Here is a 17722-nt window from a genome sequence, read left to right on the forward strand (position 1 = left end):
CAGGCATCTTACCAATAGGAGGTGACCTGCATGGGAAACAAAAATAATCCAAAAACAATGAATGAGCGGACGCATAATCCGTTCGATACGTATCAAAACAAAGACCGTGATGCGAGTAATAGCAACAGCAACAATCCGCTAGACAACGCAGATACGGAATTTGCTCCTGAATTTGATGCGAAAGTGAAGAACAAAAATAATAAAACCAATCACGATAAGAACCAGCAATCGAATAAGAATAAAAAGAAATAGGTAAAAGCCGGGGATCTCGAATGATCTCCGACTTTTTTTATTCGTCTACGTACAACTCTCACCATGTCTTCAATGCATCTTTAATGGACAGCCACCTAGAAATAATTACTTCTTCAATTCTGCTTCATAGTGAGCAATATACTCTTCAACTGAGATCTTCCTACATAACTCAGCAATCAATTCATAAGGGATAGTTTCCATCTTTTTTAATCGAATGCAGCTTTTCCCCATATCCAATTTTGTTTTCACGTGCTTTGGATACTCCGCTACGAACCAATCATGTACTTCAGGAAATGCGTATATCCCCATATGATAGAGACCGATGAAGTTTTTCTGGGAGCCAATGCTTAGAAATGGCAGCGGTTCTTCCGGTTTGCAGTGATACCCGTCCGGAAATATACTATGCGGGATCACATATCCAATCATGCCGTAGGAGAGTGTTTCTTCAAAACCAGGCGGTAAATTTTCTTTAATCGTCAGACGCAGTTTTTCAATCGCTTGCTGTCTGTCTTCAGGAAGCTGTTGAACGTATTCTTCAATGGTTTCCGCTTCAATTCTCATAACAATCCTCATTTCTTTTGTTTTCTATTTATCACTACAATAGCATATCTCAGTTAGGATTCAGTCTTACATAAATGAGAATTAGCATCTGTTCCGCGTTCAACAGATGCTAATTCTTATGTATGCAGTCCCCGAACCCACCCTCGCGAAGAGCTGTAAATTAGTGCATGGTAGTTACAATGACAATCTATTTGTACAAGTGTCACTTTACTGGGCATCAATGTTCTGCGGTCATTAGCCGCAAAGCTGGCCCCGCTGCTTTTCGTAATCCAACGTTCCCTGTTGGCGGGTTTGCACTCACCTTTACAACCTCTCGCTACCGACTGTCTTACGTTAGTCTAGCAAATCAATATTCCAGTTCATCCCTTGAATCTTCGTATCTAATTCTCGATAGGCTTTCGATAACTGATCAACTTGTTTTTGAATTGCCTTTACACTAACTGTACTAATGATTCGAATTTCCGACTGGCTGTATCGATCAACCTGATGGGAAGCCTCGTCTACCACTTTTGTCAGGACCGATCGCTGGTCAAAAAGCTGATCACGTTCAGTTAACGCATCCGCAAGTGTACGGTCTTCATCAAATTTAATCTCGCAATTGGTCCGGTTAATTTTTTTAATTACCGAGGTAAGCTCTTGACGGATCTCCGCGAGTTCCGATAGCATCTCATTCGGATCCTCATAAGGGGCATCGCCCTCTTGAACTTTCAAATTCATGAGAATTCGTTTTTTTAACTGTTCAATTCGTTTCTGATAATCCGCCCGTGCGATTAAAGCTTCTGCTAACTTCATGTTCGAAACCTCCTAAAGCCAATCTGTATAATATTGTTATTCTGCATTCAACCGATTATTCCTCTTTTTTGGAACGATGAGTAAACGGAACACAGTCTATGACTTGCTCCGCCCGACAAACCTGGTAATCATTCCTGCCACAATAAGACTGAACACCAAATGGCTCGATGTCCAGTAGAACCAAGCCATCCCGTCATCCGCAGCTGGAGGCTGATCGGTCAGCAGCGTCAAAAAATATAAAATACCGCTCCCTAGCGTATAGACTGCAACATAGGGCCACATTTTGTATTGCCAGCCGAACAATTTCAATATGTAAAACAAACCGATGACACTCGCAACGCAAAAAGCGAAGTGAAAGACGATGCCGAACCAGGTGCTGTCCTGCCAGATATGAATAATCGGAAAGTAATCCACATTATACAAAAGGACGTACGCCTGATTTCCTGTCAGCGTATAGACCAGCTGCATCAGTGCCGCTAACACTGCGCCGCTTGCTAGTCCGATACCTATCAGCTGCATGAACTGTTTCATCCGCGTTCCTCCTATCCTTTTCTACCTGATTATCTATTCCCTTTTCACTTGCCGCAGTAAACAGCAGTCCCACCACTTTTTAAAAATAAGGCCGTATCCATCCGTTTGGAATGGATACGGCCTTATCATTTTCACCACCATGGTTCGTCCATCGGATTCTCCAGCTGCAATTCCACATAGAATGGAACCAAGCGGATGGTTAATAGGGCTAGAAATGCGAGGTAGATAACCATTCCATAAATGCCATGTTCAAATAAGTTAGCTGCGATGATCATCACAGGAATGAAAAGCTGGAACAAGCTCGTCTTTTTTCTGGACTTCCTCGTTTGGTAATTCATCTCACCACAATTCGGACACGCTGTCTTTTCATTTCTGAATGCTTTTTTCAATGCCAGCTTATGCGTCCACACAGCCCCGCAATTCGCACAGACAGGCAGCGTCCTTCCCTCTTTTCGAATACTGCGTATAAACAAGCCGTAAATGATGAAGAACAAAATTGCCAGCAGCAGCGTCTTTACCGAGTCATATCCAAGTAGATCCATAATAGTAAGTGTCCCACCGCCATCCGCTTGCGTAACACTTGAAGGGTTCTCTGCGTTTTGGTTAATCCACCCAAAAGCCATAGACAACAATACAAAAGACGATAGCACAATTCGATAGGTCCAAACAGGTGCGCGTGTTTTTGGTTTCCGGCTGTTTTTGACAGAGTGAATGAGCTCTTGTTTCCGTTCATCGTCGAAGGTGATTTTTTGCAGCTCGGCATTCAACTGTTCTTTAATCGAATCCATGAGAAAACCCCTCCTGTTCTTCTAATCGCTCTTTTAATTGAGCGCGGGCACGTTGAAGTCGAGTCCGGATTGTTGGTTCAGGACAATTTAAAATCTGTGCAATTTCCACCGTTGACGATTCTTCGTAATAGTACAATACCAATACTTCACGATAGATCAGTTTCATCGAAAGCAAAGCAGTTAATAGAGATTCTGTAGTTTCCTCTTCAACCAATCGTCGTTCTGGAGTTTTCATCGATTTCGTGCCAATAATCTTTTCTTTGAATACAACTCGTTTATGAGTCCAGCTCCTTAAGTAATCGTGGCTGCGGTTCACGGTCATTTTGACAAGATAGGTCTTCAACGAACTCTTTCGTCTGAATTCATCGGATTGCTGATAAAATCGAATGAATACGTCTTGCACAATATCTTCTGCAGTACTTTGATTTTTGACATAGACATAAGCGACCCGCAGCAAATAATCGCCATAATCGCCCACCACTTTTTCGATATTCACGAACGAATCCACCTGCCTTTCTTCTATAGACGGATGTCATTTCATTTCCGATTCACTTTCAGGAAAAATAAAAACCTGCAGCGTCCTTTTCAGGATACTACAGGCTGCACTATTATGAACAAGAAGCGACTGCCTTATCGGTATCGCGCTCTTGAATTAGAATATTTTTTTGTGCATCCAGTTTAAACTCGATGCTTCTATCGTCCAGACAGTTTATTAAATAGTCTTTTGACGAATCACTCATGTTTTCATGATTTCCGTAGATGACAAATTCATTGGCTTCATCTGCGCACGCCCCTAAAGACATCAGTGTTACTAGAGTAACCAAAGGAATAATGAATAACTCCTTTTTCTTCATATCGTTCTTCTCCTTTCACTAGTTTTTCACTGATTCTATTGTTTCAATTCGGCAATGTACAGCCTACTAATCTGAGTATACGAACAAACTAGATCGATAGCTATCTAATTTTGTGCTTTTTTGACATATTTCGTGTTTGTAAAGTAATTGAAAGTTGAACTGAAATAATAATATAGGCATTTCCCTTATATGAAATCGGGAGAAGTTAACGTAAGATTGACATTGAGAACGATTATCAATTATATCCATAGGAGGAATTCCATTGTCACAAATAACACTCGACCAACACGTCTCAGATATTGTCACAGCTATCCCGCAAAGTGCCGATCTGTTCCGGAACTTACGTATCGATTATTGCTGTGGAGGTAAAATTTCATTGCAAGAAGCCGCTGTTCAACGCGACCTCAATCCAACGGATGTTTTAACACGCGTTCAAGAAATTGAGAAAAAGCGAGAGTCACGTGATCAGATGGAGCCTTCCTCCTTTGGAGAAAAGACACTCATTGCATACATTCAAGAAAAATATCATACCGGTTTACGTGAAGAGCTTCCATTGCTCGCGCCATATGTCACGAAAGTCGCCCGTGTCCACGGTGAAAACCATCCACATCTGCTGCGTGTACAAGAAATCTACAAACTATTGCGTGCTGAATTGATTGACCATACAGATGATGAAGACCTAAACGTATTCCCTCTTATTCTGGAGTTTTTAGCAAACCCGACGCCTGGGCTAAAAGAGCAGCTAAAACCTCATGTCGCTGAACTCGAACACGAACATGATAACGCCGGCCGACTACTTCATGAACTGCGGGAGATCACGAATAATTTCACTCCTCCTGATGAAGCATGCGGCACGTACCGGCTCGTGTATGCACGTCTTGAACAATTTGAAAAAGATACATTCCAGCATGTCCATTTGGAGAATAACGTCTTATTCGACCGAGTCCGAGAAGCAATTTGATGAAACAAAAGCCACGTACCGCGCAATCTCGAACACGATACCTGGCTTTTCCGACATGTACGCAGGTTACAAAAACGCTCCAATCCCTTGTGTGACAAAGGACTGGAGCGTTTAATTTTTTTATAAAACTCACGTTAAGGTAAGGCTTCGCGACCAGTTAAGGCATAATACATTTGAGACGACAGTAACCTATACCAACTTCTCACAAGACGAGCTACGAGTGATAATAAAGTAAATTATTTATTCATAAACGTTTTGATCTCTTCTTCTGACATGGATGAATCGCATTTTACGTTTAGAGTATCACCTTTCGTATAGATGAATCCAGGGACTGTTGGAATGTTGTATGCATTACGGAAAGCTGTAATACCTTCCATATCAGACTTTTCCACGCTATTTACATAATAAATAGTAGTGTTAGTTTCCTCACTAACCTTTTTTAGTTTTTCAACAAATAGTTGGCAAAAAGGACATACAGCCTTGCCTACATAGATGACTGCTTCCATATCGCCTTTTACCAATTCTTGTGCTTTTACAGAATCAATCTTATCAAAGCCTGCTACATTTTCTTCATAATTCATTATGACTCAATCTCCTTTTTATATAGCAAATTATAGTAAATAACGTATAAATTCTGAAACCAATCATGGTACTCTATTGAACTCTAACAAAACTTATAGTGAAATACAAAAATTCCTTTACATCCTGAAAATTTCAGCTGTATTATTCTGATGGCATTTTTCTGCTATACCTATAATCGTCAATAGACAAAAGCACTTGCTTTTTTGTGAGCAAGTACTTTTGCCTATCTTTTCTAACTACGGAAAGTTCATTCTTATAATCCATCAACTGCTGGATAATCATTCATCCCATTATCTAGTTTAGATGCAGTTTTGCGATGTTCAACTGTTTTCTCATGAAATTTATTTAATTTTTTAATGCCTAACTTTGAATCAGTTTTTTTCAGAATACGTGAGGATCGTACGGATTGACTCACCTTTATGAAGCAAGTCAAATGCCTCATTGATATCCATAAAGTCTAAATGATGTGTAATGAACGAATCCAAGTCAATTTTACCATTCATGAAGTCTTCAATCATTCCTGGAAGTTCGGTTCTGCCTTTAACTCCGCCAAACGCTGATCCCTTCCATACACGTCCAGTAACTAATTGGAACGGACGAGTGGAAATCTCTTTACCACCAGCAGCTACGCCGATAATAATACTTTCTCCCCAACCTTTATGACAGCATTCTAGAGCCGATCGCATCACTTCGACATTCCCGATACATTCGAAGCTGTAATCTACTCCTCCATCAGTCATTTCAACGATAACTTCTTGGATTGGTCTATCTAATTTTGAAGGATTGATAAAATCAGTTGCGCCCATCTTTTTAGCCAATTCAGCTTTACCATCATTCATATCAATTGCAATAATGCGGCTCGCTTTTGCTTGAGCCAATCCTTGGATTACAGCTAACCCAATAGCTCCTAAACCAAATACCGCTGTCACTGCCCCTTCTTCCACTTTCGCTGTGTTATGGACAGCACCAATACCTGTAGTGACTCCACATCCAAATAGGCAAACTTTATCAAGCGGGGCTTTTTCGTCTTCAACTTTTACTAATGAAATTTCAGAAACAACTGTGTACTCGCTAAATGTACTCGTTCCCATGTAATGATAAATTGGCTCTCCATTGTAAGAGAAGCGAGTCGTTCCATCAGGCATTAGCCCTTTACCTTGCGTTTCACGTATTGCACTACATAAGTTTGTTTTGCCTGAAAGACAGAACTTACATTTTCCACATTCTGGAGTGTAGAGTGGAATAACATGATCGCCTGGCGCTACTGAAGTAACTCCTTCACCTACGGCTACGACAACACCAGCGCCTTCGTGTCCTAAAACGGCAGGGAATACACCTTCTGGATCATCCCCCGATAATGTATAAGCATCTGTATGACAGACTGAAGTGTACAGAATCTTTACTAGAACCTCTCCAGCTTTTGGATCCTCAACATCGATTTCTACAATTTGAAGCGGTTCTCCCGCTTTAAATGCAACGGCTGCTCTACTTTTCAAATAAAACCCTTCTTTCTTTCTGTTTTTATAGCGTTACTATACCCATAATCACATTTTGAAAATCAGTTGACAATACTGACATATTTGTCATCCAGACAAATTAGAACATGTAAAATCGTGAAACACATTTTGTTTTCACTTCCATGATTACACATCCTAACTTAACACGCCATACTGACCACTATGTCATAACAGTCAATAGTGTATTGGACAGGAATTTCAACAGAAAATAACATGTTAGTTATTTCTTTCTTACACCCAGGCGTAAATTAAGTTATTCAGTCTCTGGTATATTTACATCTTTTTCTAAAGAATCGCTAAAAATATCTCCCCAATCACAGATTGAAGTGACGACAGGTTCCAAGAGAAGACCGATTTCACTTAGTTGATATTCGACTTTAGGCGGCACAACGGGATATACAGTTCTAATAATTATGTTATCATCTTCTAATTCCCTTAATTGTCTAATTAGCATGCGCTGATTCACTTCAGGAAGTTTCTTTTGCATTTCACTCAACCTTAATGGTGACTCTTGCAGCAAACACCAGATAATCACTATTTTCCAACGTCCACCTATAACAGATAAAGCCAGATCTTTTCCAGTAAAATAAGTTTTATCTTTATAATTAATTTCCATCTATATTCACACTCTCTACAAATATTTCTAGTCTAAAGGAATAATCTACACATCATACCCATTGGGATTTCTATTTCAAGTTGTCCTAAAGCTCCTATCTTTCAGCATTATAACATAGTGACAGGAATGTCAGTATTGTAGAATGCATTACATTATGTGATTATGGGTATGGATATTAAAAAGGCTATTGGTTTTCTTCGTTAACATAAATCATCCCTCACACTATAAATAAATGGAGAGTGAAATAAATGACTTTAAAACTAATTGAACAACATTTCTCATTTGATGGAGTACAATCTAAGTACAGCCATTATTCAGAAGTTTTACAATGTGATATGACGTTTAGTATCTACTTACCTTCAAATCAAGAAAAGAAAGAAATCCCACTCATATGGTGGTTATCTGGTTTGACGTGTACAGATGATAATTTCAGTCAAAAAAGTGGTTTCCAACGATTAGCCGAAAAACACCAAGTGGCAGTCATTATCCCCGATACGTCACCTCGTGGAGAAAATGTTGCGGATGATGCTGCGTACGACCTTGGTCAAGGAGCCGGTTTTTACTTGACTGCTACACAAGAGCCTTGGGCAAAGCATTACAATATGTATGCATACATAACGGATGAGTTATCACGTATTGCAGCCGCTTTGATCCCTAACTTCTCGGGTAAAGAAAGTATAATGGGACACTCAATGGGAGGTCATGGCGCATTAGTGATCGGGATGAAAAATGCCGCCAAATTCAAAGCAATTTCTGCTTTTTCCCCTATTTTAAGTCCTAGTCAAGTTCCTTGGGGAATAAAAGCTTTCACAACTTATTTAGGCGAAGACAAAGCATCTTGGAAAGAGTGGGATGCGTCAGAGCTCATTAAAACAACTGATGCGCCTCCTATTCTAATTACACAAGGAACTGGAGATCAGTTTTATCCAGAACAATTGGATGAAACGACTTTCTTAGAAAATGCTAAAGTAACTGACGCAAAAGTAACTTATAAGAAAGTGAAAGGCTATGATCATAGCTATTTCTTCATCTCAACATTCTTGGAAGACCATTTCGACTTCCATATCGAGCAATTGTCATGATGATTTTTAACAAATAACATTTGGAATGGCAAATATCCACATTCAATTTAAATGTGGATATTTTTGCTTGTTTCTTAAAAAGGTACGAGAATTAGGAGGTATAGATATCATGGATTTTAAAAGAATGTTAGAAAATAATCGTGTTAAGCCCTATCTATTAAAAGCTCGTTTCGGGGTTGAAAAAGAAGGTCAACGCGTTGACTTACTAGGTAATTTAGCTAAAACCGATCACCCTGAAAGCATTTCATTAAATGATGAACATCCGTATATTCAACGAGACTTTTCAGAGACGCAGATGGAATTGATTACACCGGTTTCTGATTCTCTGGAGGAGCTGTTTAATTACTTATCGGCTATCCACGATGTTGCCTATCAGTCTATAGGTAAAGACGAAATGCTTTGGCCGTTAAGTATGCCTCCTGAGTTACCGGATAAAGAAGATGACATTTCGATTGCAAAGTTAAAGAATTTCGCAAACGTTCTATACCGCCGTCATTTATCACATTCGTATGGCCGTCGAAAACAGATGATCAGTGGTATTCATTATAATTTTGAGTTTGGTGAAGAGTTACTTGAAACATTATTTAACGTACAGTCAGAGATTAAGGATTATCAACAATTTAAAACGGAGATTTATCTTAAAGTCACAAGGAACTACTTGCATTACCGCTGGCTTATAACTTATTTTTACGGGGCTTCTCCAAGTAGTGAAAAGAACTTTTTCGAAAAAAGCTCTTTGAATGAGCCTGTTAGAAGTATTAGAAACAGTAAATTTGGTTATTCCAATCATGAAGACCTTCATGTGTCCTTCAGCAGTATACAAACCTATATTGAAAATCTTTTATCAATGGTTAAAAAAGGTGTATTAATTGAAGAAAAGGAATTTTATTCGGCTGTTCGTTTAAGAGGCACTGCTCAAGTTTCAGAGTTAGAAGACCAAGGTGTCAAATATGTTGAGCTCCGAAACATAGATATTAATCCTTTCGATAAAAACGGAATTAGTTATGAACAAGCAGAGTTTCTTCATCTATTCTTAATTTACTCTCTATGGAAAGACGAAGGTATACATTGTGATGAGTGGGTTAAAGAAGGTGACTTAACGAATGAGGTAGTGGCTCTAGAGCACCCATTAAAGCATACGCAATTTGAAAAAGAGGCTGAAACAGTAATTGATGAAATGGAACAGTTAGTTAGAATGTTCGATTTGAATGTTTCAGACACGCTATTTATCAATCTCCGGGAAATGTTAAGAGACCCAAGTAAGACTTTAGCTGGAAGACTCTACGAAAAAAGCGTAAACACCAGTCAAAGTGAAGTCGCAACGGATATTGCTAAAGAAAACTACAAAAATGCATGGGAGAAACCCTATCAGTTAACAGGATTTACTGACATGGAACTGTCCACGCAAATTATCATGTTTGATGCTATTCAGCTAGGAATCAAAGTCGAAATCTTGGATCGCCAGGAGCAATTTTTAAAACTTAAATTAAACGATCATGTTGAATATGTAAAAAACGGAAATATGACGAGTAAAGATAGCTATGTCTCTACTTTAATTATGGAGAATAAGACAGTGACAAAGAAGATTCTTCATCAACATGGATTCCGCGTACCCTTAGGTGATGAATTTAATGACAAAGAGCAAGCTATACGTGCTTATGATAAGTTTGCTTCCAGACCTTTCGTTGTGAAACCAAAGTCAACAAATTACGGACTAGGAATTTCGATATTTAAGGAAAAAGCAAGTTTCGAAGATTATCAAAAAGCAATCACACTTGCCTTCAAAGAAGATTCTTCTGTACTAATAGAGGAATTTCTTAGTGGGACAGAATATCGTTTTTTTGTGCTGAATGATAAAGTTGAAGCTGTTTTATTGCGCACTCCTGCCAATGTTTTAGGTGACGGGGAACACACAATCGAAGAGTTAGTCAATCAAAAGAACAGTGACCCATTACGAGGCAGAGACCATAGGACACCTTTAGAAACTATACAGCTAGGTGAATTGGAAATCCTTATGCTTAAAGGCCAGGGGTATCAATTGACCTCGATTCCAAAGATGGACGAAGTCGTCTACCTGCGTGAGAATTCTAACGTAAGTACGGGTGGAGATTCCGTTGACGTGACGGATCAAATTCCTGAGGATTATAAAAAAATAGCAGCGGATGCGGTAACTGCACTAGGAGCTACTATTAGTGGCATCGATTTGATTATCAACGATATTGACGTCCCAGCTGCTGAGCCAAATGCCTATGGGATTATTGAAGCGAACTTTAACCCATCAATGTATATGCATATCTATCCATACAAAGGTAAGTCACGACGTTTAACTATGCATATCCTATATTGTCTATTTCCTGAACTATTATAAAACCAAAATTATTCACCGAACTATACAGAATCCCACTGAAAGTTGAGTTATACAACTTTCAGTGGGATTCCATTTTTCTTTGAATGTATGAAATGCATCAAAATAGTCTTATCGATCATCAGGCGTTATGATTCATTATTTCCTTGGCCAGCTAGTTTGCCACAAGAGTTATCGTGTAAACCGGCTTTACTTTTGCTTACTTTTTCCGTCCCACAAATTGAATGACATGAGACAATCCACTATGCCCTGCCCCTTCTTCACGCACGACTTCTTTCTTTTCAACATGCAGCTGATCCCAATCAGCAAATACATCAAAGTCTTTCAGCTCATACAAATACTCAAGATCTTTCGGCCCGCCTGTTCCATAGTCGATCTGCTCTTTAGCATAGACTTCTGTCACAAACAGCCCACCAGGTTTGACCGCTTGTCGAATTCCTTCAAGCGTCCGTTTCCGCAATTCCGGATTGAAATGGCCAAATACGCAAATGATCGTATCGTACTTGTCTTTCGGCCATTCTGCCTCCTGCAAGTCTTGTATCTGTGTCTTTAGCTGAACACCCTTCTCTTTTGCAAGAGCCTTCGCTTTGTCGAGTCCCGATTGGGCGAAATCCCAAATCATGACATCACAGTCCTGCTCCGCTAAAAAGACTGCATTTCTTCCTTCTCCTTCAGCAACGGCTAAAATCGATGGCCCCATCTCAAAACGCTCTGCTGCTTCTTGAATGAAAGCATTCGCTTCTTTCCCGAATACATACTCCGTCTGACTAAAACGCTCTTGCCATTTATTCATCATGATTCATCCTTTCTGTCATCCTGTTTGTCCCTTCAATATACAAAAACAATTTCGCATAATATGACTTGACCTTAGTGACTTCAATCCCCGATTTTTTGATCATCTCTAGCGTATCTCGATTTAACTGGCATCCATCACAAATCTTTTGCCATAATGGATTCAAGATATCTTGGGTTTTACTCAAGAAGATCGGCTCCATCCGGACATGTTCAAAAAACAAAAGGCGGGCTCCGGGTTTGCTCACACGCTGAATTTCTGCAAGTGCTTTCATCGGGACTGGAATAGTACAAAATACTAGCGTGGCAACGACAGTGTCGAATGTATTATCTGCAAACGGCAATGCTTCTGCTCCGGTTTCATGGACACGTATCGGCACTTGTGCGTGCCGCAGCTGTTCATCCGCCCGCTTGCTCATGGAAGGATTAGGTTCAATCGCATCCACTTGGCGTGCATTCTTGTAGTAAGGAAAGTTAATCCCTGTTCCTGATCCTATTTCTAATACCCGACCTTCTGCCTTTTCAACGAGGTCCCTTCTAATTTCTTTAAATCGGGACGCTTCCAGCGGTTTCATCGCCACATCATATACTTTTGGAAACCAGGTTCTCATTGACTGAGCCACCTCCCTTTTTGCATAAATTCCACATGTCTTTAACTCCGATTCTATACTACTATCGTAACACGAACTGGTTTACATGCTCATTGCTCTCGTTTGTTCGGCTCTTACTTGGCAACGTCAAATTGGAAATGATAAACTATAAAATAGAGCGATTGGAGGAGAACTCATGACAACAACTCAAACGATGTCCATTCACCGCGCACTATCCGAACTCAAAACATTGAACGATCGAATAGCGAAAGCGACCCAAGAAGCGGATTTCATCGCAACGGACCGAAAATCTGCACAAAAAATCAATGGTCTCTCTATTGAAGACTATGAAAAAACAATTCAAGCAGGTTTCGACAAAACCATGTCTTTAATTGAACGTCGTAATTCTATTAAAGACGCTGTAGTTCAGTCCAACGCCGCAACACAAGTGACGGTTGCTGGTGAAACAATGACAGTCGCGAAAGCAATTGAACGCAAAACTTCTATTCAGCTGGAAGAAAACTTACTCGCTGCGATGGTATTTAAACGCAGAAAAGCCATCAACCGTCTGACTATGGAAAATGACACACTGACGCAGCGGTTGGAATCTTACTTGACCGAGATCTTAGGTAAGAAAGAGAACGCAAAAAAAGAAGAAGTTGAACTGCATACAAAATCCTTCATGGAGCGTAACGAGTTTGTTCTTATAGACCCTTTGAATCTCGACAAACGTATTGATGAATTGGAAGAAAGCATTTCCAATTTTAAAACAGAAGTAGATGCAGTCCTTTCTGAATCCAATGCCGTGACACAAATTTCAATTTAACGTCCAGGATTGCATGGGTAATTGAAAACGATGTCCACAAGACCCTTCTTTTCCGAGTTTTCTTTGGGACAATAAGTAAAACCGGACAACCTACTTTAATTACTTTAAACGTATAGTAGTAAAAGCGAACTGAAAGCTTAACGATCAGCGCTCAAAGCTTTAAAACTTACACCTTAAAGTTCTTACCGTTTAAAATTTAAAAGTTAACAGTTAAGGTTCTTTCAAATCTTGGGGCTTCAGTTATGGGATTCTTGTGTTGGCCCTTCGTTATCTGCCAAGCTGATTATGCCGTGCAATCCAGAAAAAACCGTTGAGGAAATCCAGTTTTCCTCAACGGTTTTCTATTTGCTTATAATTTGAATGTGTTTTCCATAACTTTTAGCATAGTGCATGCCTTCAATCATCAGGGTATCCGGCAGTTCATCGCTTTTAAAGAGCAGAACTCGTTCGTTGTACGGTTCCTCATTCCCGTAATCTACAAGGTCTGCCCTTAAAGTGGTGTGAAGAGGAATTGATTTCCCTTTTGACTTGATGGAAACTCCATCTAATAGGATATTTTGTTCCGTCGCAATCTTTAGTTGGATACCTTCCGTTGTTTTTTCGATTTTACTAATGATCAGTTCCTGACCATGGATTGTTTCAGTTTGTTCATTTTCTCCAGATAATAGAATCGATTCGTTTAGTGATTCGTACCCCACAAATTTGTCCACAACCACCTCTAATGCCTCAATATCCGTCGGTAACCGGTCATAATAAAGTTCAATAGATGATCCAAAAATTGCTGATTTGCTGCTTGAACCTGTCATATCCACCGGTTTGCCATTTGCTAGTAAATGAATCCCTGATCCCCCTAATTGGATCCGGTCAAAGTTATCCACATTCACCTTGCCTTTAATCGTAGTACGGCTAGGTGTTGCGGTGATTGAGTCAAACCTGATATTCCCTTGGTCAACATGAACCTTTTTACGAATTGGCTGTTTCAGTTCAGTTTGCATCGCTTGCTTAGGATTATAAGGGAATGTAATTTTTCCTTGTTCAGCGTTTTCATTGTTCCTATACTCTAACGTCAGTTCTTTTGTAAACGGATTTACCGCTTCGAATGCCTGAATTCCTTTAATTTCCGTTCCAGCCTCGTTTACAGAATACGTTCCATTTGTTGCATGCGCTTTTGTCCATAAACCGTGAAGACTATCAAAATAAGATTCTTCCGAGATTCCATTTGGATTTTTCACTGTGTAATAGAGAATGGATTGGTTTTCATCTGTCAGCAACCCGTCTAAATACAGTTCAGTTCCATCAAGGAGTGTAATTTTTTTCTCAATCGGCTGCCCGCTGCCCTGTTCATTCAATTGAGCTAGCGTTTCGGTCATTAATTCATCATAGCCAAGCAGTTTGTTGCCATAGTATGCGAGTGCGTTGTAGTTATAGCTTACGATGAAGAGAAATAGTAAAGCGGCAACGCCAGCTACCCATTTCGGCATCTTATTCTTACGTCGGGAAGGCGTTTGTTCAAGTGCTTGTCTTAGACGCTCTCCTAGTTCCTCAGGAGCTTTACTGCGCTCTAACCGTTCCTTTTCTACTTCTAGCTGCTTTTCCAACTCATTCATTCCACTCACCTCCGAAGTGTTCACGCATTTTCTTCAGACCTTGAAAAATACGGGATTTCACAGTCCCAATTGATACATTTGTCATTTCGGAAATTGTTTGAAGGTCCAAGTCGTGTAAATACTTTAATTTGATTGCCTCTTGCTGATTCGTATTCAATGTATTCAACATCTCTATCAAGTCCATGCGCTGCTCGGTCTGTGTAAAATAGTTAGCCGGATCAGCAGGCAGAACGGGTTCTTCCAAGCTATCCTCAGGATGCTCCATAAAGACAATTTTGTTTTGCTGCTGCAATAGCTTTTTACATCGATTGACAAGGATTGTTTTGCTCCAACTGTAAAATGATTCTTCTTTTTTCAATTGAGGAATCGAATGATAGAGGCTCACAATCATATCTTCCAAAGCATCCATCGCATCATGGGAATTGCCCATGTACGTTAAGGCCAATCGATAATAAGCGTCTTGTTGCTCAGTAATCAGTTGCAACAGCGCTTCTTTGTTTCCTTTTTTTGCTTTCTTGACCAACTTGACGGTCCTCATCGACTCACCTCTTTCTTATAAGAGTTCCCAGGCAGATAAAAAGTTCATTTTAAAACTATGTATTTTCTTTTTGGGTGTTATTCACAACTACGCTACTTCATTCTAAAATTTTTTCTTAGGTTGTCAGACGTCTTACTCTTGCCATCATCACTATTTCGTGATAAATTAATGAGAAGGAAAAATTTCATACTAAAATCAATCTGTATAACCTCGATAATATGGTTCGAGGGTCTCTACCAGGATCCGTTAAGTCCTGACTACAAAAGAATTTTTGTAGTCGGGACTTTTTTGTATTAACAAATTCGATAGTAACCAATAGCAGGAGGAGATTAGTTGGACATTCGTGTATTTTTATTAGCCATTTCAGCAATTACGGTTGGTTTAGTTGAACTGGTCGTAGGCGGGATTCTGCCTGTGATTGCCGATGATTTACAAGTTTCAATAGCAACTGCTGGACAGCTCATTACAATTTTCGCGTTGGTCTATGCAATCGCGGGACCCGTATTGCTGTCACTTACAGCTAAAATAGAACGTAAAAAGCTATACTTAATCACCTTATCGGTCTTCTTCTTAGGTAACGTTTTCACTTATTTCAGCACAACATTCGGAATGATGATGACAGCAAGAATCTTAACGGCTGCAAGCGCAGCGTTAGTGATTGTTCTGTCTTTAACGATTACAGCACGTATTGCAAAACCGAGTCAACGTGCGAAAGCATTAGGATACATCTACATGGGAATCAGTTCGTCGCTCGTGTTAGGAGTTCCTATAGGGATTGTCATTACGAACGCCTTCGGCTGGCGGACAGTGTTTCTTGGAATCGCAATTTTGTCGCTTGGTACTATTGCGCTGATCATGAAATTTTTCGACAAAATTCCGACAGGCGAAGTACAGCCTCTAGCTGAACAGCTGAAGTCCTTAGCGAACAAAAAAATTGTCTTCGCTCATTTAGCAACGATGTTCATGCTTGCTGGTCATTATACGGTGTATGCCTATTTCACACCGTTTCTTGAAACAACGATGAATCTCAGTTCCTCTTGGATCAGTGTCTTCTACTTCCTATTCGGAATCGCGGCAGTTGCAGGCGGCGCATTTGGCGGCGGACTGGCAACTCGGCTTGGCTCGCAAAAGAGTATCCTGATCATTTTAGGCGCATTCTCAATCAGCTTGTTTGTTCTTCCATACTCTACCATATCCATTCCGGTGTTCATCATCGTCATGATGATCTGGGGAGCGCTTAGCTGGGCACTTGCACCTGCACAGCAGGACTACATCATTCAAACGGATCCCGTATCATCGGATATCCACCAAAGCTTTAACAATTCCGCACTTCAAGTCGGAATTGCACTTGGTTCAGGTGTCGGCGGCGTTGCGTTCAGTCATACAGGCAGTGTTACGAGTATGCCTGCGGTTGGCGGTTTCATCGTCGTGATTGCATTTGTATGTGCAGCCATTTCACTTTCAATGGCTGTACAGAACAGCAACTCTTCAAAGAAAAGCAAAAATCAGGTTTCAGAAAGAACACATTAATCCATTAGAAAAAGGAACCGCCTCGTTTGCATCCTTGCAAAACGGACGGTTCCTTTTCTCTGTTCAATTCCCTATTTTCACTGCGAGATCTTTGTTTTTCAATACAGCTAAAATACTTAAAGCTGCAAGAAGGCTCGTTTTAGGATTGTTCGGCATCGGGTTATTTTCAACTTGAAAGTGCATCTTTCCGAAATCCCCTTCCGCTTCTATCGTGTGAGTATTGCGTTCTGCAGCTGGATCCACAATGACACAGACTTCGGTCTTTTCAACTCCAACACCCGCGAGCGCCAGCACAAGCGCTACGTTAACATTTTTAGGAAATTGTTCAACTGCTTCCCTGGCGGAGCCTTCGAAGAGAATTTGTTTTTTATGTGAACCGTCAAGCCCAAGTGAAGCTGGCGACTTCCTTGTTGTGATTTTCACAGATTTAAGTCCGTTTGTTGCTTGAGCGGATTGCAGCAAATCCAAACCTCCTATTGCACCTGAAGGCAGATAGATCTGCACCCCATTGAGTGCGGCGATTTCTTTTAATTCATCATAGAAGTGAATGTCTTTAAAAACGCCGATGCTGCTTATTACGAGGTTCTTCTTATGAGCAACAACATCTTTTACATACGCAGAAGCCGCCTCAACAGTTGCAGCTTCGACGACAAGTTCGATTGGCGAATTCAAAAAACCTTGGAGATCGGTATAAAAGTCTATATGAAATTGCTCACTTAACTGATGCCCTACTTCCTGATTCCGACCAAAGAGCGCGACAACTTCACATTCAAACTCGTGATTTGGGTTCACGTGTTCCAACAAATACGTCGCAATGTTGCCTGTGCCGATAATTCCGATTTTCATGATTGGCCTCCTCTTCGTTCTGTTGCTATGCACTATTCTTCCATTCTTCTTATCATACCCATTCCTGATCATCATTCAACTAGTATTGAAGA

Annotated in this window: 20 protein-coding genes and 1 riboswitch; of the genes, 6 read left to right on the forward strand and 14 right to left on the reverse strand. The window is 40.2% G+C overall.

The genetic code is table 11. The annotated features are described in order from the left end of the window. Positions 1 to 30: 30 nt before the first annotated feature. The gene (locus tag QT716_RS12790) at positions 31 to 252 is read left to right on the forward strand and encodes a hypothetical protein (protein WP_317936462.1); all 222 of its coding nucleotides are present in this window, start codon (positions 31 to 33) and stop codon (positions 250 to 252) included. A 105-nt stretch (positions 253 to 357) separates the two neighbouring features. On the opposite strand, the gene QT716_RS12795 is transcribed toward QT716_RS12790, so the two are convergent. The 6 genes from QT716_RS12795 to QT716_RS12820 all read right to left on the reverse strand — a co-directional run bounded on the left by QT716_RS12795 (position 358) and on the right by QT716_RS12820 (position 3778). Next, the gene (locus tag QT716_RS12795; protein WP_317936463.1) at positions 358 to 813 is read right to left on the reverse strand and encodes a DUF1801 domain-containing protein; all 456 of its coding nucleotides are present in this window, start codon (positions 811 to 813) and stop codon (positions 358 to 360) included. A 333-nt stretch (positions 814 to 1146) separates the two neighbouring features. Then, entirely contained in the window at positions 1147 to 1605 is a 459-nt protein-coding gene (locus QT716_RS12800; protein ID WP_317936465.1) for a DIP1984 family protein, read from the reverse strand. Positions 1606 to 1701: 96 nt separating this feature from the next. Further along, positions 1702 to 2124, reverse strand: a complete 423-nt coding sequence (locus QT716_RS12805) for a hypothetical protein (protein ID WP_317936467.1) — start codon at positions 2122 to 2124, stop codon at positions 1702 to 1704. A gap of 143 nt (positions 2125 to 2267) precedes the next feature. Further along, positions 2268 to 2924, reverse strand: a complete 657-nt coding sequence (locus QT716_RS12810; protein WP_317936468.1) for a TIGR04104 family putative zinc finger protein — start codon at positions 2922 to 2924, stop codon at positions 2268 to 2270. Beyond that, positions 2911 to 3420 carry a sigma-70 family RNA polymerase sigma factor gene (locus QT716_RS12815; RefSeq protein WP_317936469.1) on the reverse strand — a complete coding sequence of 170 codons (510 nt, stop codon included), beginning with the start codon at positions 3418 to 3420 and terminating at the stop codon, positions 2911 to 2913. Before QT716_RS12815 ends, QT716_RS12810 begins: the two co-directional genes overlap by 14 nt. A 112-nt stretch (positions 3421 to 3532) precedes the next feature. Continuing rightward, positions 3533 to 3778 carry a hypothetical protein gene (locus QT716_RS12820; RefSeq protein ID WP_317936470.1) on the reverse strand — a complete coding sequence of 82 codons (246 nt, stop codon included), beginning with the start codon at positions 3776 to 3778 and terminating at the stop codon, positions 3533 to 3535. Positions 3779 to 4040: 262 nt separating this feature from the next. Here QT716_RS12820 and ric point away from each other — a divergent pair, with 262 nt between their 5' ends. Further along, the gene (ric, locus tag QT716_RS12825) at positions 4041 to 4739 is read left to right on the forward strand and encodes an iron-sulfur cluster repair di-iron protein (RefSeq protein WP_317936471.1); all 699 of its coding nucleotides are present in this window, start codon (positions 4041 to 4043) and stop codon (positions 4737 to 4739) included. Between the two features lie 236 nt (positions 4740 to 4975). Here ric and QT716_RS12830 read toward each other — a convergent pair whose 3' ends face one another. From QT716_RS12830 to QT716_RS12840, 3 genes are all read right to left on the reverse strand, one after another. Continuing rightward, entirely contained in the window at positions 4976 to 5320 is a 345-nt protein-coding gene (locus QT716_RS12830) for a thioredoxin domain-containing protein (protein ID WP_317936472.1), read from the reverse strand. Positions 5321 to 5692: 372 nt separating this feature from the next. Next, positions 5693 to 6817, reverse strand: coding sequence for an S-(hydroxymethyl)glutathione dehydrogenase/class III alcohol dehydrogenase (locus QT716_RS12835; RefSeq protein WP_317936473.1), 1125 nt, complete (start codon positions 6815 to 6817; stop codon positions 5693 to 5695). Positions 6818 to 7091: 274 nt separating this feature from the next. Beyond that, a complete protein-coding gene (locus tag QT716_RS12840; RefSeq protein ID WP_317936474.1) occupies positions 7092 to 7454 on the reverse strand; it encodes a winged helix-turn-helix transcriptional regulator in 363 nt (120 codons plus the stop codon). A 248-nt stretch (positions 7455 to 7702) separates the two neighbouring features. Here QT716_RS12840 and fghA point away from each other — a divergent pair, with 248 nt between their 5' ends. Then, positions 7703 to 8536, forward strand: coding sequence for an S-formylglutathione hydrolase (fghA, locus tag QT716_RS12845; RefSeq protein ID WP_317936475.1), 834 nt, complete (start codon positions 7703 to 7705; stop codon positions 8534 to 8536). Positions 8537 to 8645: 109 nt separating this feature from the next. Then, the gene (gene gshAB / locus QT716_RS12850; RefSeq protein ID WP_317936476.1) at positions 8646 to 10904 is read left to right on the forward strand and encodes a bifunctional glutamate--cysteine ligase GshA/glutathione synthetase GshB; all 2259 of its coding nucleotides are present in this window, start codon (positions 8646 to 8648) and stop codon (positions 10902 to 10904) included. A 196-nt stretch (positions 10905 to 11100) separates the two neighbouring features. On the opposite strand, the gene QT716_RS12855 is transcribed toward gshAB, so the two are convergent. Then, on the reverse strand, positions 11101 to 11697 hold the full coding sequence (locus tag QT716_RS12855; RefSeq protein WP_317936478.1) for a class I SAM-dependent methyltransferase: 597 nt from the start codon (positions 11695 to 11697) through the stop codon (positions 11101 to 11103). Continuing rightward, the gene (locus tag QT716_RS12860) at positions 11687 to 12304 is read right to left on the reverse strand and encodes a class I SAM-dependent methyltransferase (protein ID WP_317936479.1); all 618 of its coding nucleotides are present in this window, start codon (positions 12302 to 12304) and stop codon (positions 11687 to 11689) included. Before QT716_RS12860 ends, QT716_RS12855 begins: the two co-directional genes overlap by 11 nt. 175 nt (positions 12305 to 12479) lie before the next feature. Here QT716_RS12860 and QT716_RS12865 point away from each other — a divergent pair, with 175 nt between their 5' ends. Continuing rightward, positions 12480 to 13109, forward strand: a complete 630-nt coding sequence (locus tag QT716_RS12865; RefSeq protein WP_317936481.1) for a hypothetical protein — start codon at positions 12480 to 12482, stop codon at positions 13107 to 13109. Between the two features lie 341 nt (positions 13110 to 13450). Here QT716_RS12865 and QT716_RS12870 read toward each other — a convergent pair whose 3' ends face one another. Both QT716_RS12870 and QT716_RS12875 read right to left on the reverse strand, forming a co-directional pair. Then, positions 13451 to 14716, reverse strand: a complete 1266-nt coding sequence (locus QT716_RS12870) for a DUF4179 domain-containing protein (protein WP_317936482.1) — start codon at positions 14714 to 14716, stop codon at positions 13451 to 13453. Next, positions 14709 to 15254 carry an RNA polymerase sigma factor gene (locus tag QT716_RS12875; protein ID WP_317936483.1) on the reverse strand — a complete coding sequence of 182 codons (546 nt, stop codon included), beginning with the start codon at positions 15252 to 15254 and terminating at the stop codon, positions 14709 to 14711. The genes QT716_RS12870 and QT716_RS12875 overlap by 8 nt, the downstream gene beginning before the upstream one ends. 180 nt (positions 15255 to 15434) lie before the next feature. After that, positions 15435 to 15534: riboswitch (purine riboswitch) on the forward strand. A gap of 53 nt (positions 15535 to 15587) precedes the next feature. Between QT716_RS12875 and QT716_RS12880 the strand changes: the two genes are divergently transcribed. Continuing rightward, the gene (locus QT716_RS12880) at positions 15588 to 16784 is read left to right on the forward strand and encodes an MFS transporter (RefSeq protein WP_317936484.1); all 1197 of its coding nucleotides are present in this window, start codon (positions 15588 to 15590) and stop codon (positions 16782 to 16784) included. Between the two features lie 63 nt (positions 16785 to 16847). Here QT716_RS12880 and nadX read toward each other — a convergent pair whose 3' ends face one another. Then, positions 16848 to 17630, reverse strand: a complete 783-nt coding sequence (gene nadX / locus QT716_RS12885; RefSeq protein ID WP_317936485.1) for an aspartate dehydrogenase — start codon at positions 17628 to 17630, stop codon at positions 16848 to 16850. Between the last annotated feature and the right edge of the window lie 92 nt (positions 17631 to 17722).

The organism is Sporosarcina aquimarina, assembly GCF_033253705.1.
GTDB classification, from domain to species: domain Bacteria; phylum Bacillota; class Bacilli; order Bacillales_A; family Planococcaceae; genus Sporosarcina; species Sporosarcina aquimarina.